A 19,462-nucleotide genomic window follows, 5' to 3' on the forward strand; every position below is an offset into this window, starting at 1 on the left:
CTCTGCCCCCACCGCATCGGCCCGATCGTCCAAGCAGCACTCGTCCTCACCCACCACGAACACCACGGACGCTACTGAGAAAACCTCATTGGGGCGCAAGAGAAGCCGGTGCGTCAGAGGTCGAGGGCGGCGCGCAGCGCGATGTCGATGCGTTCCTGGACGTCCTGGTCGATCTCGGCGATGCGTTCGTCGAACCACGGGCGGTACAGCCGGGTCAGGTTCAGCGTCGAGACCCAGTAGCGGGCGTCGACCGCCACGCCGAGGATGTCCTGCGGGTCGCGGTCGAGCAGCTCGGTGCCGAGCAGCCACGGCCGCTCGGATTCGTTCACCCCGTCCGAGGACAGCAGCACGACCGTGCGCTGCCGGGCCGGTTCGGTCGGGGGGTGGTACGTCCAGACTTCACCCCTGCGCACGCAGATCCTTTTCCGCCGCGCTGCGTTCGGCCTCGTCCGATTCCGCGACGGCCGGTTCCGGCCTCTGCGGGGTGTAGCCGGTGCGAACCGCCTCGCGCCGGGCTGCCTTGGACAGCCAGGACGAGACCGAGATTCCGTGGGCTTTCGCGGCGCGTTCGGCGAATTCCAGGGCGCCGCTGTCCAGCGAAAGAGTCACCTTACGTGTTGCCATACCTTTTACCGTACCAGCGCCCCGGCCACCGGGCGGGCCGCCGGGGTCAGAACGTCGGCGAACGTCCCTCGAACGGCGTAGAGAGCACCACCGTCGTGCGGGTCGACACCTTCGCGGCCTCCCGGATCCGGCGCAGCAGGTCCTCCAGGGCCAGCGGCGACTGGACGCGCACCAGCAGGATGTAGGACTCGTCGCCGGCCACCGAGTAGCACGACTCGATCTCCTTGATGTGCTGGATCCGCTGCGGGTAGTCGTCCGGGGCCGCCGGGTCGTTGGGCGTCAGCGAGATCAACGCCGTCAGCGGCAGCCCGATCTGCTCGCCGTCGAGCCGCGCGGTGTAGCCGAGGATGACGCCACGCTGCTCGAGGCGGCGCACCCGCTGGTGCACCGCCGACACCGACAGCCCGACGCGTTCGGCGAGGTCGGTGAAGCTGCGGCGCCCGTCGGCCGCGAGCTCCTGGACGATCGACTGGTCCAGCGGCTCCAGGCCGCCGGGCGTCATGCGTCCAGCACGACGAGCTCGTGCGGCTGGTTGTTGACGGACTCGACGCCGTCTTCGGTGACGATCACGATGTCCTCGAGGCGGGCGCCCCACCGGCCCGGCTGGTAGATGCCCGGCTCGACGCTGAAGGCCATGCCCGGCTCCAGCGGCAGCGCGTTGCCCGCGATGATGTACGGCTCCTCGTGCACGTCCAGGCCAATGCCATGGCCCGTGCGGTGGATGAAGTACTCGCCGAACCCGGCTTCGGTGATGACGTCGCGGGCGGCGGCGTCGACCTGCTCGGCGGTGACGCCGGGCCGCACGGCGGCGACGGCGGCGGCCTGGGCGCGCTGGAGCACCGCGTAGGTCTCGGCGACGTCGGCGTCCCGCGGCTCGCCGACCGCGTAGGTGCGGGTGGAGTCGGAGTTGTAGCCGGCGGGCAGCGGGCCGCCGATGTCGACGACCACGACGTCACCGCGCTCGATGACGCGGCCGGAGACGTCGTGGTGCGGGCTGGCGCCGTTCGGGCCGGAGCCGACGATCACGAAGTCGGCCCGGACGTGGCCCTCCTCGACGATGGCCGCGGCGATGTCGGCGCCGACCTCGGCCTCGGTGCGGCCGGGCCGCAGCCACTCGTGGACGCGGGCGTGCACCCGGTCGATGGCGGCTCCGGCGTTTCGCAGCGACGCGATCTCCGCGGCGTCCTTGCGCATCCGCAGCTCCCGCACCACCGGCCCGGCCAGGGTCTGCTCGGCCTCGCCGAGCGCGGCCCGCAATGCCAGCACGTGCAGGGCCGGGGTGAAGTCGCTGACCGCGACGCGGCCGGGCTTGCCGAGCCGGTCCGCCACCAGCTTGTACGGGTCGTCGCCGTCCACCCAGGTGAGCAGCTCGACGCCGAGTTCGTCGGTGGGGACGTCGGCGTAGCCGGGCGCCTCGAGCTTCGGCACGACCAGCGCGGGGGTGCCGTCGGCCGGGACGACGAGGGTGGTGAGCCGCTCGAACGAGCCGCCGGCCTGGCCGAGCAGGTAGCGCAGGTCGGAGCCGGGCGCGATCAGCAGGGCGTCGGTGCTCGCGGCGGCCGCGGCGGCGCGGGCGCGGTCCAGCCGGGCGCGGAGGGCGGCGGCGTCGGGGGCGGGCGTGTGGAGGGAACGGCGCGACATGAAGCCGAGCCTAGCCGGGCGGGCCGGGTGATCCACTCCCCCGGCCCGCGACATGCCGGAGGTCCGGCGCAACTCCCAGGCTGCTCTCGTTCCGTGCGCCAGGTGCGTGGCATGCCGGTCACCGGGGCCCGGGCGTGGCAGGCTGTGCGGGGTGACCGGACCCCTTGCCCTGCTCGACTCCGCGAGCCTGTACTTCCGTTCGTTCTTCGCCCTGCCCGACTCGATGCGCGCCGCCGACGGGACTCAGGTCAACGCCGTGCGCGGGTTCGCCGACACGGTCGCGCGGATCCTCACCGACCGGCGCCCGGCCCGGCTGGTGTGCTGCCTGGACGCCGACTGGCGGCCGAAGTTCCGCACCGACCTGCTGCCCAGCTACAAGGCGCACCGGGTGGCCGAGGAGACCGGCAGCGGCCCGGACGTCGAAGAGGTGCCCGACACGCTCACCCCGCAGGTGCCGATCATCCTGGACCTGATGGAGGCGTTCGGGTTCGCCACCGCGGAGGCGGCGGGCTACGAGGCCGACGACGTCATCGGCGCGCTCGCCACCCGCGAGAAGACGGACCCGGTCGAGGTGATCACCGGCGACCGCGACCTGTTCCAGCTGGTGCGGACCGAGCCGACACCCACGTCGGTGATCTACGTCGGCAAGGGCTGGGCCAAGGCCGAGGTGCTCGGCCCGGCCGAGATCGCCGAGCGCTACAGCCTCCCCCGCGAGACGGCGGGCGCGGCGTACGCGGACATGTCGATGATGCGCGGCGACCCGTCAGACGGCCTGCCCGGCGTCGCCGGGATCGGCGAGAAGACCGCGGCGAAGCTGATCACGCAGTTCGGCTCGCTCGAAGCACTGGTGGCGGCGGCCGGCGCCGGGGATTCCCGGGTCCCGCTCAAGACCCGGCTGCGGCTGTCCGAGGCGGCCGGCTACCTGGCCGTCGCCCCGACGGTGGTCCGGGTCGCCGTCGACGCGCCGGTGGAGCAGTCCCGCCCCGACATCGTGCCCGCAACGCCCGCCGACCCCGAGCGGGTCGCCGAGCTGGCCGAGCGCTGGAACCTCGGCAACTCGGTCGAGCGGCTCCTGAAGGCACTGCCGGGCGCTTAGGCGCTTGACGTCGACGGTCTCGAATGACGGGCAGTTAGCTGCGGCAGCGAGCTGTCAAGCTGCCCGATTGGCCCGGTTTCAGGTGCTCGCCCTTCCGTTGACCGCTTGCGTGGCAGAGGAATCCGAGCCTGGAGCCTGCCCAAATGCGGCGGGAAGCGACTTTGGCGAGACCCTGCCCGGGTCCGCGGTGATGCCGGCGAGAACGAGATCGACGCCGCCGAGGAACTGCTCGCGATCGTCGTGGTCGCGTAGCCGGCCGGCGAGCGCCCGGGTGAACGGGTAGTCGTCCGGGTCGAGCTCTTCCCATGCCTTCGAGGCGGTGTCGAGGAATTCGGCGCGGTCCACGCCGGGTGCGAGGTCGCGGACGCTCGCGGCGTTCGCGGCGTTCTGGCCGGCGGCGCCGAGGACGTAGTGCACCAGCACCGAGCCCGCCGTGAACCAGCGGTCCTCGGGCACGCCGAGCGCGCGGACCGGCCGGCCGAGGCTTTCGAAGATCCGCGGTGTCACCGACCCCCAGGGGCTGCGGGAGAGCTGGATCGCGAGCTGTGTGGCGAGCCACGGGTGTTCCTCGATCGCGTCGAACAGGCCGAGCGCGACGGCGCGGATCTCCTCCCGCGGCGAGCCCGGAGGCTGGGCGGGTTCGACGGCCAGCGCGGCGGCGACGACGGCGTCGGTCGCGGCGGCGAGCAACTCGCCCTTGTTCGCCACGTGCCAGTAGATCGCCCCGGCTCCGGTGGCGAGGCGCTCGGTCAGCGCCCGGAACGTCAGCCCGCCCTCGCCGGTCGCGTCGAGCAGCTCGACGGCGGCCTCGATGATGCGCTCCCGGGAGAGCGCCTCCGTGCGCCGCTGTGACCGGCGCGTCCGCGTTGCCATGCCCTCATCTTGACACATCTGGAACGCCGTTCCAATATGGAACGACATTCCACAGTCTTCGGAGGGGTCCATGAACACGCCTGTCACGATCATCGGCGCCGGACTCGGCGGCCTCACGCTCGCCCGCGTCCTGCACGTCCACGGCATCCCGGCCACCGTCTACGAGGCCGAGCCCTCCCCCACGGCGCGCACGCAGGGCGGAATGCTCGACATCCACGACCACAACGGGCAGCTCGCCATCGAGGCCGCCGGCCTGACGGACGAGTTCCGCGGCCTCGTCCTGGCGGGCCGCGAAGCGTCCCGGATCCTCGCCCCGGACGGGACCGTCCTGCTCGACCAACCCGACGACGGCACGGGCGTCCGGCCCGAGGTGCAGCGCGGCGAGCTGCGCCGGATGCTGCTCGACGCGCTTCCGGCCGGCACCGTCCGGTGGGGCCACAAGGTCAGCGGCGTCCGCGCCCTCGGCGACGGCCGCCACGAGGTGACCTTCGCCGACGGCGGCAGCGTCGTCACGAGCCTGCTGGCCGGCGCGGACGGCGCGTGGTCACGGGTCCGGCCGCTGCTCTCCGACGCGGTCCCCGCCTACGCCGGCGTCTCGTTCGTCGAGACCTACCTGTTCGACGGCGACACCCGGCACCCGGCCACCGCCAAAACGGTCGGCGGCGGGGCGCTCTACGCGATCGTGCCGGGGAAGGGGCTCCTGGCGCACCGCGAGAGCGGCGGAAACCTCCACACCTACGTGGTGCTCTCCCAGCCGCAGGACTGGTTCGCCGCCATCGACTTCACCGACCCCGCCGCGGCCACCGCCCGGATCACGCGGGAGTTCGACGGCTGGGCCCCGGAGCTCACCGCCCTGATCACCGACGGCGACACCGCGCCCGTCCTGCGCCCGCTCAACACCCTGCCGGTCGGGCACCGGTGGGACCGGGTGCCGGGGGTGACCCTGCTCGGCGACGCCGCCCACCTGTCGGTCCCGAACGGCGAAGGCGCCAACCTGGCGATGTACGACGGCGCCGAGCTCGGCAGGGCCATCGCCGCGCACCCCGGCGACGTCGAGGCCGCGCTCACCGAATACGAGCGGGACCTGTTCCCCCGCAGCACCGAAGCCGCCACCGAAGCCGTCCGCGACTTCGAAGTCTGCTTCGGTGCCGACACGCCCGACAGCCTCATCGGCCTGTTCACCGGACAGGCACCGACCCCGTGAGCCGCGTGGCCGCTCAGAAGAGGGTGCCGCACCACGGCGCGGTGACCGTGGTGAACAGCTCGTCGGCCCGCGCCACCGCGGCCGGGTCGCGGACCTCGATCCGGCCGGTGTGCGCCAGCGCCGTCGCGCTCCACTGTCCGAGGTAGAGCATCCCGAGGGTGTCGACGTCGAGGGCGAGGTCCGCGGCGGCGTCCGTGCGGCGGGCGCCCTCCGGGCCGGCCTCGTAGTGCCCCGTGTTGGCCGGCAGCAGCCGATCGGTCACCGCCAGGACGACCGGCTCCGCCGTGCGGTACGTCCGGGCGGCGAGCGCGGTGGTGACGTCGACCGGCCGCAGCCACAGGTCGTCCTCGACGTCGAGGGTGCGGGCGTGCCGGTGGTCGGTCAGCATCGGCGCGAGGGGCTCGTCGACCGGGCGGTGCCGGGCGTGCACCCCGGAGACGAGGTCGACCGAGAGCAGGAAGCGCCAGAGCGCGGCCCGGGCGGCCGGGTCGGCCGCGTGCAGGTCGCGGACCTTCAGCACGGCACCTTCGTCCGGCGAATCCAAGGTCCGGCGGCTGATCGTGTCGTACACGGCGAACCCGTCGTCCCCGTCCGGTCCACTGTGGACGACCACGACGTGACCGCCGTCCCGGCCGACGTGCCGGTCGTGCGCGAACAGCCACCACCGGTCCGGGCGGCCGATCATGCCGGCCCGGTACAGCCCGATCCGCCGGTACAGCGCGGGGATCTCCTTCACGGCTTCCTCGGGCGTGAGCATCCGGACATCCCCGCCGGCCGGGACGCGCTCGTGGAGCCGGGCGGCGGGCCGCGCCAGCCGCACCGTCTTGCCGAGCGCCGCCGAGCCGTAGCCGAACCGGCCGTAGATGGTGGGTTCGCTGGCGTGCAGGACCGCCAGCGGTATCCCGCGGGCGGCCAAGCCGGTCAGCTGCGCCGCCATCAGCGCGGTGAGCACCCCGCGCCGGGTCCGGTCGGCTCGCACGCCGACGCCGTCCACGGCGGCGACCGGCAGGACCCCGCCGCCGGGCACGGCGATCTCGGTGTCGTAGGAGCCGGTGATCCCGATCGGGACGCCGGCCTCGAACGCGCCGAGCTTGTGCGCGGCGGGCCAGGAGTCCCCGAACCGGGCCCAGTCTTCGTCGCTGACCCGGTTGCCGTGCAGGGAGCGTCCCAGCAGGTCGAACGTGCTGCGGCGCTCGGCTTCGGTGACGGGACGGACGTCGAAGGCGGTCATGCCGCCGATCTTGCCGCCCGGGCGCCGGCCCGGCATCCCGTTTTTCGGCGGGTCAGAAGAACGTGCCGCTCCAGGACGCGACCCGGGTGCCGAAGAGCAGGTCGGCGGCCGCGGGAGCGGCCGGGTCGCGGACTTCGATCCGGCCGGCGCCGGCCAGTGCCGAGGGCCGCCAGGTGCCGAGGTAGATCATCGCGAGAGTGGTGACGTCGAGGGCGAGCGCGGCGGGTTCGTCCGTGCGCTCGGCGCCGTCCGGAGTGATCCGGTAGGTCCCGCTGTTGCCGGGCAGCAGCGGGTCGGTGACCGCGAGGACGACCGGGGCGGCGTGCCCGTAATCCCGGGCGGCCAGCGCCTTCGGGACGTCGACGAGCCGGAGCCAGTGCTCGTCGCCGACCCGGTCGACGGTGCCGCTGCGGTGGTCGGCCAGGATCAGCTCGATCGGCTCGTCGAGCGGGCGTTCCTCGGCGACGATCCGGTCCACCAGGTCGACCCCGAGCAGGAATCGCCACACCCCGGCGAACGCGGCCGGGGTGCCGGTGAACATGTGCGTCACTTCCAGATTCTTGGTCCACGGGTGAGCCTGGAGCGCGCTGACGAAGTAGGTGGCGAACCCGTCCGGCCCGTCGGGACCGTGGTGCACGACGGTCTTCATCGGCTCGCCGCGGCGACTGGCCTGGTTCTCGTAGAGCCGCCACAGCACCTCGGGGCGGGTCATCATCCCTGGCCGGTGCTCGAGGCGGTCGTAGACACCGGGACAGACTTCCAACGCCCGGTCGAGGTCCAGCAGCTCCAGTTCGCCGCCCGCGGGGACGTCCGGGCGCAGCCGCGCGCGATGCCGGTCGACACTGTAGGTCCGGCAGCGCGTCGCCAGGCCGTACCCGAACCGGCCGTAGATGCCGGATTCGGAGGCGAGCAGGTTCGCGAACACCACCCCTCGCGCGGCGAAGTCATCCAGTTGGGTGGTCATCAGCGCGCGCATGACACCGCGGCGGGTGCGGTCGGCGCGGACACCGACCGAGGTGACACCCACCATCGGCAGCCGGGCCCCGCCGGGGACCGTCAGTTCGGCGTCGAAGAACCGGGCGGTGCCGACGAGCTCCGGATCGAACGCGCCGATCGTGCCACCGGGCTGGTAGCACCGGGCCGTCCGCACCCATTCGCTGTCGTCGGCCGGCGGAAAGTGCACGCTGTCGCGGAACAGGTTGCTCGCGGCGCGGTGCTCGTCGTCGCGCAGCGTCCGGATCTCGAGGTCGCTCATCCCCGGATCATCGCCGGAAACGGCGGAGTCCGGCCACCGAATTCACCGGTGGCCGGACTCGTCCGGACCGTCTTCGCGCTACTTCGCGACGGGCGGGGAAACCTCGTAGTTGCCGCCGTCGCCCTTCACCGTGATCGGCACCTGCTGCGGCTTGCCCGCGATGGTCGCGGTGCACTCGAACTTCGCGCCGTCCTCGACCTTCTGCTCGGCCGGGCAGGTGACATTGGTGACGCCGTCGATCTTGTAGGTGTCGGTGAGCAGCTTCTGCACGTCGGTCTGCATCTGGGTGTTGTTGAACACCTGCGTCTTGAAGAAGCCGGGTGCCACGAAACCGAGGACGCCGACCACGGCGAGCACCACGACCAGCGCGCCGATGCCGATCAGCAGGCCCTTCTTGGACTTCGCCGGCTGCTCGCCCTCCGGAGCGGTACCGGGGACCTGCTGCTGCCCGTAGTCGTACTGGCCCGGCTGCTGCCCGTACTGCGGCTGCGCCTGGGGACCACTCGGCGGGTAGGCCCCACCGGGCGGCTGCCCGTAGCCGGGCTGGGCCTGCGGGCCGCTCGGCGGGTAGCCGCCGGGCTGCTGGCCGTAGGGCGGTGGCTGCTGCCCCCACTGCGGCTGCTGCGGCGGGGCGTACCCGCCAGGCTGCTGACCCCACTGCTGGGGCTGCTGCGGTTGCTGGGGCTGCTGCGGCTGGCCCCACGGCTGTTGCTGGTTCGGGTCGTACGAAGGCGGCTGCTGCTGGCCCCACTGCGGTTGTTCCTGTGGGCCGCTCGGCGGGTACGCGCCGCCCGGCTGCTGCCCGTACTGGGGCTGCTGTGGGTCGTTGCCGCCATACGGCGTGCTCATCGTCTGCCTCCGCCTGCATCGATCATGTCGCTGTCCACCCCGAACCGCCGTCAAGCCGCGTACGCACGGTGTCGACGCGATCCAACCACAGGTCGGAGCCGAGCACACGTGTCCACGCTCACCCCTGCGCCGTCTGGAGCAGGCCTACTGTGCCGCTAGTTACCAATCCGACCATCAGTAACACGGAAGTTCACGCCGCACCCGCGGCGACCACGCCACGGCGGAGCGCCTTGACCGCGGCGGCCGCCGCCGCGCCGACCGGGTCACCCTTGCCGAGCACGTCGCGGATCTGGTCGAGCAGGTCGATGACCTGACGCGACCAGCGCACGAAGTCGCCCGCCGACAACTCCTGGCCGTTGGCCTCGGCCGCCGTGAGCACCTTCTCCAGCGATTCGCCGCGGGCCCAGCGGTAGACCGGCCACGCGAACCCGGCGTCGGGCTCGCGGGTGCGGTCGAGCCGGTGCCGCCGCTCGTCCTCGGTGAGCTCCACCCACAGCCGCGCGGTCTCCTGCCACGCCTCGGGCACCGCGCCACCGGGCAGCCGGGGCTCACCGGCGGTGTCACGGCGGGCCTCGAAGACGAGCGTCGAGACGACGGCGGCGAGTTCGGGCGGGTCGAGCTTGCGCCACACCCCGTGCCGGATGCACTCGGCGGCGAGCAGGTCGGACTCGCTGTAGAGCCGGGTCAGGCGCCGGCCGTGCTCGGTGACGCGCTCCTCGCCGTCACCGGCCGACTCCGGGCCCAAATAGCCGCGCTCGCCCAGCAACGCGAGGATCCGGTCGAACGCCCGCGCCAGCGAGTGGGTCGTCGCGGCGACCTTCCGTTCCAGCTGCTGGGTTTCCGCGGCGAGCCGCTGGTACCGCTCGACCCAGCGCAGGTTCGCCTCCCGCTCGGCCAGCCCGTGGCACGGATGGGCGCGCAGCGCCCGCCGCAGCGCGGCCAGCTCGCCGTCCTCGTTCGCGCCGGAGCGCCGCTTCTGCCGGCCGGGCAACGAGATCCCGGCGCTGCGCAGGCTCGACGCGATGTCGCGGCGGGTCTTGGGCGAACGCAGCTCGATGTGCTTGGGCAGCCTGATCCGGCCCAGCACCTCGACCGGGGCCGGGAAGTCGGCCACCGACAGCGGCCCGGACCAGCGGTCCTCGGTCACCACGACCGGGCGGGGCTCGCGGATCGGGTCGAGGCCGGGGTCGACGACCACGGCGAGCCCGGCGCGGCGGCCCGCGGGCACCGCGATGACGTCGCCCTTGCGGAGTTTCTCCAACGACTCGGCGGTGTCGACGCGCCGCGCGGAGGTGTTCTGCCGGGACAGCGCCTTCTCCCGCGCCGAGATCTTCGCGCGCAGCTCGGCGTACTCGAGCATCTCGTCGAAGTCCCCGGTCAACGCGGCCGCGTACCCCTTGAGGGCTTCCTTGTTCCGCTCGATCCGGCGGGCCGTGCCGACCACCGACCGGTCGGCCTGGAACTGCGCGAACGACTGTTCCAGCAGCTCACGGGCTTCGGCGGCACCGACCTGGGCGACCAGGTTCACCGCCATGTTGTAGCCGGGCCGGAACGACGACCGCAGCGGGTAGGTCCGCGTCGAGGCGAGCCCGGCGACCTGCTTCGGGTCGACCCCGGGCTGCCAGGCGACGACGGCGTGGCCTTCGACGTCGATGCCACGGCGCCCGGCCCGGCCGGTCAGCTGGGTGTACTCCCCCGGCGTCAGGTCGACGTGCGCCTCGCCGTTGTACTTGACCAGGCGTTCGAGGACGACGGTGCGGGCGGGCATGTTGATGCCGAGCGCGAGGGTCTCGGTGGCGAACACGGCCTTCACCAGGCCACGGACGAAGAGCTCCTCGACGGTCTCCTTGAACGCCGGCAGCAGCCCGGCGTGGTGGCCGGCGATCCCGCGTTCGAGCGCTTCCCGCCACTCCCAGTAGCCGAGCACGCCGAGGTCGCCCTCGGGCAGGTCGGCGGTGTGCTCCTCGATGACCCGGCGGATCTCTTCGACCTCGCCGGGCCCGTTGAGCCGCAACCCGGACCGGACGCACTGGGCGACGGCGGCGTCGCAGCCGGCGCGGGAGAAGATGAACACGATCGCCGGCAGCAGCCCGGCCCGGTCCAGCTGCTCCACGACGTCGACGCGGGACGGCGGCCGGAACCGCGGCATCCGCGGCGGCGCGCCACGGCGGCCCCGCGGGCCACGCAGCCCCGCCGGCGCGTACTGGCGGCCGATCTCCTCGGTGCGGCGCAGCAGGGTCGGGTTGATCCGCAGCTCGGCGCCGGGGGCGTGAACCTCGTCCCCGGCGAAGAGGTCCAGCAGCCGGTTGCCGACGAGCATGTGCTGCCAGAGCGGCACCGGCCGGTGCTCGTCGACGACGACCGTGGTGTCGCCGCGGACCTCGACCAGCCACTCGCCGAACTCCTCGGCGTTGCTGACGGTGGCCGACAGCCCGACCACGCGGACGTGCTCGGGCAGGTGCAGGATCACCTCCTCCCACACCGCGCCGCGGAACCGGTCGGCGAGGTAGTGGACCTCGTCCATGACCACGTAGCCGAGGTCGGTGATGGTCGAGGAGCCGGCGTACAGCATGTTGCGCAGCACCTCGGTGGTCATCACGACCACCTGGGCGTTGCCGTTGATCGAGGTGTCGCCGGTGAGCAGGCCGACGGCGTCCGGCCCGTGGCGGGCGACAAGGTCGGCGTACTTCTGGTTCGACAGCGCCTTGATGGGCGTGGTGTAGAAGCACTTGCGGCCCTCGGCCAGCGCCAGGTGCACGGCGAACTCCCCGACGACGGTCTTGCCCGCCCCGGTGGGCGCGCAGACGAGCACGCCGTGACCGCCCTCCAGGGCCTCGCACCCGCGGATCTGGAAGTCGTCGAACTCGAAGGACGCCTCCGCGGCGAAACGGGTCAGCTGGGGGTGCTTCGCGCGACGCGCGGAGGCCGCATAGGCCTCGGCCGGGGAGGGAGAAGGGCTATTGGCCACCTCGTCAGGGTTTCACATCCCCCCGACAGTCCGCACGCCGCGTGACCGTCGGCGGTCCGCGCGTCTTTTTCGTTGCCGCAGCCGCCGTGGTGATCATCATCATCGGTCGACGTATAGGTCGTTATACGCCAAGGTATCCGGCGGAACCGGCTCGTCCCGGGCCGCGTCGGAGCCTGCATGACGGAACCGTGTCCGAGTTGCGGGCAGCTGGACCAGGTCCAGCACGTGCCCGCGGTGTACCAGGGCGGGCACTCCTATTACCGCGGCCAGGGCCCGGCGGTCGCGGTGCCGGCCGGCGACGGGGTCGTCTACGCCGGCGGTCAGGTCAGCGGTGTTTCGGTCACCGCGGTCGCCCGGGCGCTGGACCCCTTCCCTCCCCCGCGCCGCGGCGGCGGGCTGGTGGCGGCGGCGATCGCGCTCGCGGTGGTCGGGAGCTGTCTCCTGCCGCTGCCGTTCTCGGCCTTGGACGACCCACCGCCGGGTGGGGCCGGGTCGAAGGCGCTCGGGTTCGCGGTGCTGTCCCTCCCGTCGGCGTGCGTGTACGTCGCGGCCGGGGTGCTGGTGTGGCTCTACGTCCGGCGGGTGCGGGAGCACCGGCGGCAGCGGCGAGGGGTGCCTGCCGCGCGGCAGCTGTGGGAGCAGGGCTGGTTCTGCCACCGCTGCGGCGGGGTGTACTTCGCGGACGCGCGGTCCGAACGGCTGCTGACGCCGGCGCACTTCCGTCAGCTGGTGGCGCGGGCCGGCGGTTACCCCCGCTGATGCCGCGTCGCAAGTGGTTTGACGTTCGGGCCGAGCGCCCCAATGTGGCGTTGGGTGCGTCCAACGCACCCAATGTGGCGTTCGGTGCGTCAGACGCAACCAACGCCACATTGGGGCGCAACCCCGGGCCCCCGTCAACGAACCTCGAACGCGCGACACCAAGGCCGTGCGTTGCCCGGCCCGTGCGGACCGCCGGGGCGCGACGCTAGGCCAGCACCGTCAGCGCTCCGGAGACGCAGCTGGCGGTCACCGGCACCGTTCCCTGCGGCTCGCCGTCGGCGTAGGCGGGCCAGCTGTTGCCGGTCAGGGAGACCGAGCGGGCGCGGAGCGTGCGGACCGCCGGGTGCGTGACGTGGTTGCCGGTGCGCAGGCCGGGGAGCAGGCGGATGAGGCCGCGGCGGGTGGTGTGGCCGATGATCGTCACGTCGAAGACGCCGTCTTCGGGGTCGGCCGTGGGGCAGATCGGGACGCCGCCGCCGTAGAAGCGGGTGTTGCCGATCGCCACCAGGGTCGCGTCGAGCTCCAGGCGTTCGGCGCCGGTGTCGACGACGACCGGGCGGGTGCGGAAGGTGGCCAGCTCGGCGAGGATCGCGAGGTCGTAGCGGCGTGGCCCGGACGGCCAGCGCATCCGGTTGGCGCGCTCGTTGACGCTCGCGTCGAAGCCCGCGCACAGCACGGTCGCGAACCAGGTGTCGCCGACGCGGCCGAGGTCGATCCGCCGCCGGGCGCCCGATCGCAGGGCGGCCACCAGGGCGTCGACGGCGGGCAGTGGCTCGCCGGGGACGCCGAGGGCGCGGGCGAAGTCGTTGCCGGTGCCCGCCGGGACCAGCCCGAGGGCGACGTCGTGGTTGGCGCAGAACTGGACGCCCTGGTGGGCGGCGCCGTCCCCGCCGAGCACGACGAGGACGTCGAGGCCCGCGTCGTGGGAGGTCCGCATCAGCTCGCGGGACTCCTCGACGGAGTTGGCGACGAGGACGTCGAGCCGGTCCACGGCGGTGCGCAGCCGCTCGGCGACGGTGTCGGCGATCCGGGCGGCGGCGCCGTGCCCCGACGCCGGGTGGACGGCGAGCGCGGCGTGGATGCCCACTAGGTGACGTCGTCGGTGCTCGACCGGCCACCGGAGGCGGTCGGCGTGGTCGGCTCGTCGTCGACCTTGCTCGGCGTGTACTCGAACGGCGCGGCCTCGTCGTCGGCCAGCTGGTCCCAGCCCTCGTCGCTCCGGGTCTTCTCCAGCTTGCGGTCGTGGAAACGGGCCATCTGCACGGCGATCTCGAACAGCACGGTGAGCGCGCCGGCCAAGCCGAGCATCGAGAACGGGTCCGAGCCTGGGGTGGCGAAGGCCGCGAAGACGAACAGCGCGAACACGATGCCGCGCCGCCACTTCTTCAGCTGTACGTACTTGACCACGCCGACGCGGTTGAGCATCACCACCAGCAGCGGGAGCTCGAAGCTGATCCCGAAGATGATCAGTAGCGACAGCAGGAACGAGATGTACTTGTCCGCCGTCAGCGCGGTGACGAACGCGTCCTGGCCGAAGCCCATCAGCAGCTGCAGGGCGTGCGGGAAGAGGATGTAGGCGAGCACGGCGCCGCCGGCGAACAGCACCGACGCGAAGGCGACGAAGGTCAGCGCGTACTTGCGCTCCTTGCTGTACAGACCGGGCGCGATGAACGCCCAGAGCTGATACAGCCAGGCCGGCGAAAGGAGCACGGCCCCGGCCGCGATGCCGACCTTCAGCTGCGTCATGAATGCCTCGAACGGCACGGTCTGCAGCAGCCGGCACCCTGCGGCGCTGTCGAGCCGGCGGTTCGGCGGAATGGCGCAGTACGGGTCCTTCACGAGGTCGCCGAGCGACGGGATCGGCCCGATCTTGGTGCCGAACCAGATGAACCCGAGGATCCCGCCGATCACCACCGCGAGCAGCGCGAAGCCGAGGCGGCGGCGGAACTCGTAGATGTGCTCGATGAGCGTCATCGTGCCGTCGGGGTTGGTCCGGCGGCTGCGCTTGCGCCGCTTCGACCGGCGACCTTCACCGTTTCCGGAGGCGGGTTCCGCCACGGGTTGTTCCGTTCTCGTCGGTGTCCGACGGAGCGCGCCGGGACCGGCGCGCTCCGTGGACCGGGGACCAGGTGGGGCTAGCCGCTCAGCTGGCGTTCTTCTGCGGCTGGTCGGCCGCCTGCTGCTTCTTCAGCTCGTCGAGCTGACGCTGCAGGTCGGCGACCTGCTGGTCGGTCGAAGCGGGCGTGGCGGGCGTGGCCGGGATCTGCTTCGTCTCGGCGGGCACGGCGTCTTCCTGCGCCGCGGCCTTGTCGCCGGTGAGGTCCTTGGTCTCGGCCTTGAAGATCTTCATGGACTTGCCGATGGACCGGGCCGCGTCGGGAAGCCTCTTGGCCCCGAACAGCAGCACGACGACGAGCACCAAGATGATCAAATGCCACGGCTGCAATCCGTTCAGCATGGTGGCCTCCTATCTGCGTCTGGTAGGGATGTTACTGGTTTTCCGGATGACGGCGGCGTTCCGCGAAAGCGACGCGCAACGCAGCCGACCGGGCACGGACAAGCCCCGTCCGGTCCTGGGTGTTCGTAACCACCATGCTTGCGGTCTGGCGGAAAGCGCGCAAGACCTTGACAGTCCGCACCAGCAGGGCCGCGAGGATGGCGAGGCCGAGCACGATGAGCAGGGCGGTGGGCAGGTACGGCACGTCCTCAGCTTAGTGGTCGCAGGTTGACGGAAGGTGACGGGCTCGGGCCACGGCGTCGGCGGCGCGGCGACCGACGTCGGACGCGAGCTCGGCCGGGCTCTCCACCAGCGCTTCCCCGCCCAGACCCAGCACGAGCCGCACCATCCAGGACTGGTCGGCGTAGCGCATCCGGATCCGCAGCCGGCCGCCGTCGAGCTCGTCGAGCTCCTCGCACGGGTAGTACTCGGCTACCCAGCGTGCGTCCGGGTCGAGGACCAGCACCGCCTCCCGCTGCTCGGGACGCTCGCGGAAGACGCCGTCGGAAATGTCGGTCGGGTGGGCGTGCGCGGGCGGGCGCGAGGGCTCGTCGAGGACCGTCAGCTCGTCGATCCGGTCGAGCCGGAACAGCCGGACGCCTTCGGCGCGGCGGCACCAGGCCTCGAGGTAGCCGACCGCCTGGACGATCAGCAGCCGCATCGGGTCGACGGTGCGCTCGGTGATCTGGTCCTTGGACGCGGTGTAGTAGCGGATCCGCAGCGCCCGCCCGTCCCGCAGGGTCCGGGCGACCTCCTCGCGGGTCGCCGCGGTCTTCTTGCCCTCGCGCACTCCCCCGCCGACGACCACGCCCGCGGGCTGGGCCTGCCCCGCGGCGGACTCGATCTTGGCGATCGAGCGGCGGACGGCGTCGCCGTCGACCACGCCCGGCGTCTCGGCCAGCGCGCGCAGCGCGACCAGCAGCGCGGTGGCCTCGCCGCCGGTGAGCCGCAGCGGGCGGTTCATCCCGGCGTCGTGGGTGACGACGATCGTGTCACCCTCGAACGACAGGTCGATCAGGTCGCCGGGCCCGTAGCCGGGCAGCCCGCACATCCACAGCAGCTCGAGGTCCTTGCGCAGCTGCTTCGGCGTGACGTCGAAGTCCTGCGCCGCTTCGTCGACGCGGATGCCCGGGCGCGCCAACAGGTAGGGCACGAGCGCCAGCAGCCTCGGCATCCGGTCGGTGGACCCGCTCATCGCGCGCTCCCCTGCCGGGCCACGACGGCTTCGAGCCGGTCCTGGACGGCCTTGGCCAGCACGTCGGGCTCGAGCACGACCACGTCGGGGCCCTGCGCGCTGATCCAGTCGGCGGCCGACTCCGGGTAGTAGAGCCCGATCTCGACGAGGTCGCCCTCTTCGCCGTCGATCGTGTACCGGCCGGCGACGGTGCCGCGGCGGCGGACCCCGGCGGCGCGGCCGTCGGCGACCCACAGGCGCGCGGCGGTGACCGGCGACGGTTCCGATTCGCCGGTCACCGACACCAGCTTGAGCAGGTTGACGCCCTCGGGGCGCCGCACCTCGCCCGGTTTCCCGACGGCGTGGACCCGGCCGGTGACGCGGGAGAGGCGGAAGCAGCGGGTGGCACCGCGGTCGCGGTCGTGCCCGACCACGTACCAGCGGGCCCGCCACGACACCACGCCCCACGGCTCGAGGGTCCGCATGATGCGCTCGGGCGAGCCGCTGCGGCGGTACTCGAAGCGCACGGCCTGGCCGTTCTGGACCGCCGCGAGCAGCGGCCCGAACGCCGGTTCGGCGCGGACGCGCGGCTCGACGACCGTGGGCGCCTGGTCGTCGACCTCCAGGCCGGCGGCGCGCAGCTTCACCAGCGCGCCCTGCGCCTGCCCGGTCAGCTCCGGCGAGTCCCACAGCCGGGACGCCAGCGCGACCGCGGCGGCTTCGTCGGGGGCGAGGTCGATCTCGCCGAGTTCGTAGTCGCGGCGGGCGATGCGGTAGCCCTCGATGGCGTCGAACGCGGAGTTGCGGCCGGTCTCCAGGGGGATGCCGAGCTCGCGCAGCTCGGTCTTGTCCCGTTCGAACATCCGGAAGTAGGCCTCGTCGCTGGCCGCGTCGCCGTATCCGGGCACGATGCCGCGGATCCGCTCGGCAGTGAGGTATTGCCGGGTGGACAGGAGGGCCAGTACCAGATTGACCAGCCGTTCGGCGCGTGCGGTGGACACCCGGTAGAGCCTAGCCCGCGCCGCCCGGCCCGATCGTGAGGTCCGGTGTGCGCGCGTCGTAGTCGGCGCGGGCGGCGTCGACGGCGTCGAAGTTGGCCTCGGCCCAGTCCTTGAACCCGGCCATCAGCGCGCGCAGGCTTTCCCCCAGCGGTGTAAGGGAATAGTCGACGCGGACGGGGACCGACGGGGTCACCTCGCGGCGCACCAGACCGTCGCGTTCGAGCACCCGCAGGGTCTGGGTGAGCATCTTCTGGCTGACCCCGGCGACGCGTCGCGAAAGGTCGCTGTAGCGCTGCGGGCCGTCACCCAGCGCTACCAGGACGAGGCTGACCCACTTGCCGGCGATCTCGTCCAGGAGCTTCCGGGTCGGGCACGCCGCGAGATAGGCGTCGTAGGCGGCCTTTTCGAGCTGCCGCCGCTGTTCCGCCGTGCGCGTGGGCACCGGCTTACCTCCTCGTGCGGTGGGCACCTTCGGGTGCGTACTTCCCAATGGAGAGTAGCTCCCCATACGTTCGCGGGGAAGGTTCGACCCGCGAAGGAGACGAAGATGCGTGCGATGGTGATCCGCCGGTTCGGTGGCCCGGAGGTCCTCGAAGCCGTCGAGGTGCCGGTCCCGGAGCCGGGCCCGGGGCAGGTGCGGATCCGGGTGGCGGCGGCCGCGGTCAACCCGGTCGACGTCGCGACCCGCGCCGGGATCCTCACCGAGGCCGGGGTCGTCCCGCCGCGGGAGGTGCTCGGCCTCGGCTGGGACGTCGCCGGCGAGGTCGACGCCGTGGGCGCCGGCGCGGGGTTCCGCGTGGGCGACGCCGTCATCGGCCTCCGCGACCGGATCGCCACCCCGCTCGGCGCCTACGCCGAGCGGATCGTGCTGGACGCCTCCGCCGTGGCACCGGCTCCCGCCGGCGTCTCCCCGGCCGAGGCGGCGACCCTGCCGCTCAACGCGCTGACCGCCGCCCAGGCGCTCGATCTGGTCGAGACCACCGGAACCGTGCTGGTGACCGGCGCGGCGGGCGCCGTCGGCGGGTACGCCGTCGCGCTGGCGCACGCCCGCGGGCTGCGCGTCGTCGCCGTCGCCGGGGCGGCCGACGAGGCGCTGGTCCGGGGGTTCGGCGCGGACGAGTTCGTCCCGCGCGGGCCGTCGCTGGGCGACCGGGCGCGCACGCTGGCGCCGGGCGGGGTGGACGCGGTCCTCGACACCGCGCTGCTCGGCCTGGACGCGCTCGACGCGGTCCGCGGCGGCGGCGAGTTCGTCGCCTTCGCCGCGGGTGCCGCGCCGCTCCCGCTGCGCGGGGTCCGGGTGCGCGGCGTCTGGATCCGCGCGGACGGCGAACGGCTGGCCGAGCTGGCGCGGCTGGCGGAGAACGGCACGCTTCCCCTGCGCGTCGCCGGGGTGCTGCCGCTGTCCGAAGCGGCGGCCGCGCACGAACGGCTGGCCGCCGGCGGGCTGCGCGGCAGGCTCGTGCTGGCTCCCTAACCTGGACGGCATGGATGATCGCGTACTTCTCATCACCGGCGCCTCCCGCGGCCTGGGCGCCGCGACCGCGCGGCTGGCCGCCGCGTCCGGGTTCAGGGTCGCCCTCGTGGCCCGCAAGGCCGAGTCCGTCGCGCCCTTGGCGGCCGAACTCGGCGAAGGCCGGGCGTTGGCGCTGGGCGCCGACGTCGCGGACTGGGCGGCCATCTCCGGCGCCGTCGCCGAAACCGTGAAGAAGTTCGGGCGGCTCGACGCGGCCTTCGCCAACGCCGGGATCGGCGTCGGGACGTCGTTCTTCGGCGACGACGACCCCGACCCCACGCAGTGGGAAGAGATGGTCCGCGTCAACGTCCTCGGCGCGGCCTACACCGCCCGCGCGGCCCTGCCCGCGCTGAAGGAGTCGGCCGGGCACCTGCTGATCACCGGCTCGGTCGCCGGCCGCTACATCCGCAACGCGAGCCTGTACTCGGCGACGAAGTGGGCGGTGACCGGGATGGCCGGGGCGATCCGGGAGGAGGCCGTCGGCACCGGAGTGCGGGTCACGCTGATCAACCCGGGCATGACCGCCACCGACATCCTCAACGAGGAGCAGCGGAAGAAGCCCAACCTGGAGCCGGACGACATCGCCCGAGCCGTGCTGTACGCGCTGTCCCAGCCGCCGTCGGTGGACGTCAACGAGATCATGGTCCGCCCGATCGGCCAGGTGCTCTAGCGGCTCAGGCGGACGCCAGCAGCTCCCGCCCCCCGTAAAGCCGTGAATGTCGCATTGAGGGACTTGAAGTCCCTCAATGCGACATTCACGGCGTTGGCCGGGCGGCC

The 19,462-nt window shown here is 72.9% G+C and carries 21 protein-coding genes; 5 read left to right on the plus strand and 16 right to left on the minus strand.

What is annotated here, in order from left to right; translation table 11 throughout:
• Nucleotides 1-113 precede the first annotated feature (113 nt).
• From AB0M82_RS39895 to AB0M82_RS39910, 4 genes are read right to left on the minus strand one after another with little or no spacing between them, the layout of a single operon-like run.
• Nucleotides 114-413, minus strand: a complete 300-nt coding sequence (locus tag AB0M82_RS39895) for a hypothetical protein (RefSeq protein WP_364733805.1) — start codon at nucleotides 411-413, stop codon at nucleotides 114-116.
• Nucleotides 400-624 carry a hypothetical protein gene (locus tag AB0M82_RS39900; RefSeq protein WP_086852548.1) on the minus strand — a complete coding sequence of 75 codons (225 nt, stop codon included), beginning with the start codon at nucleotides 622-624 and terminating at the stop codon, nucleotides 400-402. Before AB0M82_RS39900 ends, AB0M82_RS39895 begins: the two co-directional genes overlap by 14 nt.
• Before the next feature lie 46 nt (nucleotides 625-670).
• Nucleotides 671-1,126, minus strand: coding sequence for an Lrp/AsnC family transcriptional regulator (locus tag AB0M82_RS39905; RefSeq protein WP_003092399.1), 456 nt, complete (start codon nucleotides 1,124-1,126; stop codon nucleotides 671-673).
• Nucleotides 1,123-2,265 carry a Xaa-Pro peptidase family protein gene (locus AB0M82_RS39910; protein ID WP_364733807.1) on the minus strand — a complete coding sequence of 381 codons (1,143 nt, stop codon included), beginning with the start codon at nucleotides 2,263-2,265 and terminating at the stop codon, nucleotides 1,123-1,125. Before AB0M82_RS39910 ends, AB0M82_RS39905 begins: the two co-directional genes overlap by 4 nt.
• A gap of 151 nt (nucleotides 2,266-2,416) precedes the next feature.
• On the opposite strand from AB0M82_RS39910, the gene AB0M82_RS39915 reads away from it, so the two are divergent.
• Nucleotides 2,417-3,361, plus strand: coding sequence for a 5'-3' exonuclease (locus AB0M82_RS39915; RefSeq protein ID WP_364733810.1), 945 nt, complete (start codon nucleotides 2,417-2,419; stop codon nucleotides 3,359-3,361).
• A gap of 78 nt (nucleotides 3,362-3,439) precedes the next feature.
• On the opposite strand, the gene AB0M82_RS39920 is transcribed toward AB0M82_RS39915, so the two are convergent.
• Nucleotides 3,440-4,234: a TetR family transcriptional regulator gene (locus AB0M82_RS39920; protein WP_364733813.1), complete on the minus strand. Its 795-nt coding sequence runs from the start codon at nucleotides 4,232-4,234 to the stop codon at nucleotides 3,440-3,442.
• A gap of 70 nt (nucleotides 4,235-4,304) precedes the next feature.
• On the opposite strand from AB0M82_RS39920, the gene AB0M82_RS39925 reads away from it, so the two are divergent.
• Nucleotides 4,305-5,438: an NAD(P)/FAD-dependent oxidoreductase gene (locus AB0M82_RS39925; RefSeq protein WP_364733815.1), complete on the plus strand. Its 1,134-nt coding sequence runs from the start codon at nucleotides 4,305-4,307 to the stop codon at nucleotides 5,436-5,438.
• A 13-nt stretch (nucleotides 5,439-5,451) separates the two neighbouring features.
• Here AB0M82_RS39925 and AB0M82_RS39930 read toward each other — a convergent pair whose 3' ends face one another.
• The 4 genes from AB0M82_RS39930 to AB0M82_RS39945 form a co-directional block, all read right to left on the minus strand.
• Complete coding sequence (locus tag AB0M82_RS39930; RefSeq protein ID WP_364733817.1) at nucleotides 5,452-6,669, minus strand: GNAT family N-acetyltransferase; 1,218 nt, start codon at nucleotides 6,667-6,669, stop codon at nucleotides 5,452-5,454.
• Between the two features lie 52 nt (nucleotides 6,670-6,721).
• Entirely contained in the window at nucleotides 6,722-7,924 is a 1,203-nt protein-coding gene (locus AB0M82_RS39935; protein ID WP_364733820.1) for a GNAT family N-acetyltransferase, read from the minus strand.
• 78 nt (nucleotides 7,925-8,002) lie between these two features.
• Nucleotides 8,003-8,773: a DUF4333 domain-containing protein gene (locus AB0M82_RS39940; protein ID WP_364733823.1), complete on the minus strand. Its 771-nt coding sequence runs from the start codon at nucleotides 8,771-8,773 to the stop codon at nucleotides 8,003-8,005.
• Between the two features lie 190 nt (nucleotides 8,774-8,963).
• Nucleotides 8,964-11,741, minus strand: a complete 2,778-nt coding sequence (locus AB0M82_RS39945; RefSeq protein ID WP_364733825.1) for a DEAD/DEAH box helicase — start codon at nucleotides 11,739-11,741, stop codon at nucleotides 8,964-8,966.
• Nucleotides 11,742-11,918: 177 nt separating this feature from the next.
• Here AB0M82_RS39945 and AB0M82_RS39950 point away from each other — a divergent pair, with 177 nt between their 5' ends.
• Nucleotides 11,919-12,500 (plus strand): hypothetical protein, encoded by a 582-nt coding sequence (locus AB0M82_RS39950; protein ID WP_364733828.1) that lies wholly within the window; start codon nucleotides 11,919-11,921, stop codon nucleotides 12,498-12,500.
• Nucleotides 12,501-12,705: 205 nt separating this feature from the next.
• Here the strand turns inward: AB0M82_RS39950 and AB0M82_RS39955 are convergent, their stop codons facing one another.
• From AB0M82_RS39955 to AB0M82_RS39985, 7 genes are all read right to left on the minus strand, one after another.
• Entirely contained in the window at nucleotides 12,706-13,587 is an 882-nt protein-coding gene (locus AB0M82_RS39955; protein ID WP_364733830.1) for a YegS/Rv2252/BmrU family lipid kinase, read from the minus strand.
• The gene (gene tatC / locus AB0M82_RS39960) at nucleotides 13,587-14,558 is read right to left on the minus strand and encodes a twin-arginine translocase subunit TatC (protein ID WP_364733833.1); all 972 of its coding nucleotides are present in this window, start codon (nucleotides 14,556-14,558) and stop codon (nucleotides 13,587-13,589) included. Before tatC ends, AB0M82_RS39955 begins: the two co-directional genes overlap by 1 nt.
• Nucleotides 14,559-14,643: 85 nt before the next feature.
• Nucleotides 14,644-14,958 (minus strand): Sec-independent protein translocase subunit TatA, encoded by a 315-nt coding sequence (tatA, locus tag AB0M82_RS39965; protein WP_364733835.1) that lies wholly within the window; start codon nucleotides 14,956-14,958, stop codon nucleotides 14,644-14,646.
• Nucleotides 14,959-14,989: 31 nt separating this feature from the next.
• The gene (locus tag AB0M82_RS39970) at nucleotides 14,990-15,202 is read right to left on the minus strand and encodes a bacteriophage holin (protein WP_364733838.1); all 213 of its coding nucleotides are present in this window, start codon (nucleotides 15,200-15,202) and stop codon (nucleotides 14,990-14,992) included.
• 9 nt (nucleotides 15,203-15,211) lie between these two features.
• Nucleotides 15,212-16,192 carry a WYL domain-containing protein gene (locus AB0M82_RS39975; RefSeq protein WP_364733840.1) on the minus strand — a complete coding sequence of 327 codons (981 nt, stop codon included), beginning with the start codon at nucleotides 16,190-16,192 and terminating at the stop codon, nucleotides 15,212-15,214.
• Nucleotides 16,189-17,172 (minus strand): WYL domain-containing protein, encoded by a 984-nt coding sequence (locus AB0M82_RS39980; RefSeq protein ID WP_364733841.1) that lies wholly within the window; start codon nucleotides 17,170-17,172, stop codon nucleotides 16,189-16,191. The genes AB0M82_RS39975 and AB0M82_RS39980 overlap by 4 nt, the downstream gene beginning before the upstream one ends.
• A 10-nt stretch (nucleotides 17,173-17,182) precedes the next feature.
• A complete protein-coding gene (locus tag AB0M82_RS39985; protein WP_364733844.1) occupies nucleotides 17,183-17,614 on the minus strand; it encodes a helix-turn-helix domain-containing protein in 432 nt (143 codons plus the stop codon).
• 105 nt (nucleotides 17,615-17,719) lie between these two features.
• Here AB0M82_RS39985 and AB0M82_RS39990 point away from each other — a divergent pair, with 105 nt between their 5' ends.
• Entirely contained in the window at nucleotides 17,720-18,646 is a 927-nt protein-coding gene (locus AB0M82_RS39990; protein ID WP_364733847.1) for an NADP-dependent oxidoreductase, read from the plus strand.
• 10 nt (nucleotides 18,647-18,656) lie between these two features.
• Nucleotides 18,657-19,355, plus strand: coding sequence for an SDR family oxidoreductase (locus AB0M82_RS39995; protein WP_364733849.1), 699 nt, complete (start codon nucleotides 18,657-18,659; stop codon nucleotides 19,353-19,355).
• The last annotated feature ends 107 nt before the right edge of the window (nucleotides 19,356-19,462 follow it).

The organism is Amycolatopsis sp. NPDC051128 (genome assembly GCF_040682715.1).
Lineage (GTDB): Bacteria > Actinomycetota > Actinomycetes > Mycobacteriales > Pseudonocardiaceae > Amycolatopsis.

What these genes read in the sequence shown, in the direction of transcription:
- AB0M82_RS39900 (WP_086852548.1), bottom strand. Translation starts at nt 624, where the DNA reads ATGGCAACACGTAAGGTGACTCTTTCGCTGGACAGCGGCGCCCTGGAA.
- AB0M82_RS39905 (WP_003092399.1), bottom strand. Translation starts at nt 1,126, where the DNA reads ATGACGCCCGGCGGCCTGGAGCCGCTGGACCAGTCGATCGTCCAGGAG.
- AB0M82_RS39910 (WP_364733807.1), bottom strand. Translation starts at nt 2,265, where the DNA reads ATGTCGCGCCGTTCCCTCCACACGCCCGCCCCCGACGCCGCCGCCCTC.
- AB0M82_RS39920 (WP_364733813.1), bottom strand. Translation starts at nt 4,234, where the DNA reads ATGGCAACGCGGACGCGCCGGTCACAGCGGCGCACGGAGGCGCTCTCC.
- AB0M82_RS39925 (WP_364733815.1), top strand. Translation starts at nt 4,305, where the DNA reads ATGAACACGCCTGTCACGATCATCGGCGCCGGACTCGGCGGCCTCACG.
- AB0M82_RS39930 (WP_364733817.1), bottom strand. Translation starts at nt 6,669, where the DNA reads ATGACCGCCTTCGACGTCCGTCCCGTCACCGAAGCCGAGCGCCGCAGC.
- AB0M82_RS39935 (WP_364733820.1), bottom strand. Translation starts at nt 7,924, where the DNA reads ATGAGCGACCTCGAGATCCGGACGCTGCGCGACGACGAGCACCGCGCC.
- AB0M82_RS39940 (WP_364733823.1), bottom strand. Translation starts at nt 8,773, where the DNA reads ATGAGCACGCCGTATGGCGGCAACGACCCACAGCAGCCCCAGTACGGG.
- AB0M82_RS39950 (WP_364733828.1), top strand. Translation starts at nt 11,919, where the DNA reads ATGACGGAACCGTGTCCGAGTTGCGGGCAGCTGGACCAGGTCCAGCAC.
- tatA (WP_364733835.1), bottom strand. Translation starts at nt 14,958, where the DNA reads ATGCTGAACGGATTGCAGCCGTGGCATTTGATCATCTTGGTGCTCGTC.
- AB0M82_RS39975 (WP_364733840.1), bottom strand. Translation starts at nt 16,192, where the DNA reads ATGAGCGGGTCCACCGACCGGATGCCGAGGCTGCTGGCGCTCGTGCCC.
- AB0M82_RS39990 (WP_364733847.1), top strand. Translation starts at nt 17,720, where the DNA reads ATGCGTGCGATGGTGATCCGCCGGTTCGGTGGCCCGGAGGTCCTCGAA.
- AB0M82_RS39995 (WP_364733849.1), top strand. Translation starts at nt 18,657, where the DNA reads ATGGATGATCGCGTACTTCTCATCACCGGCGCCTCCCGCGGCCTGGGC.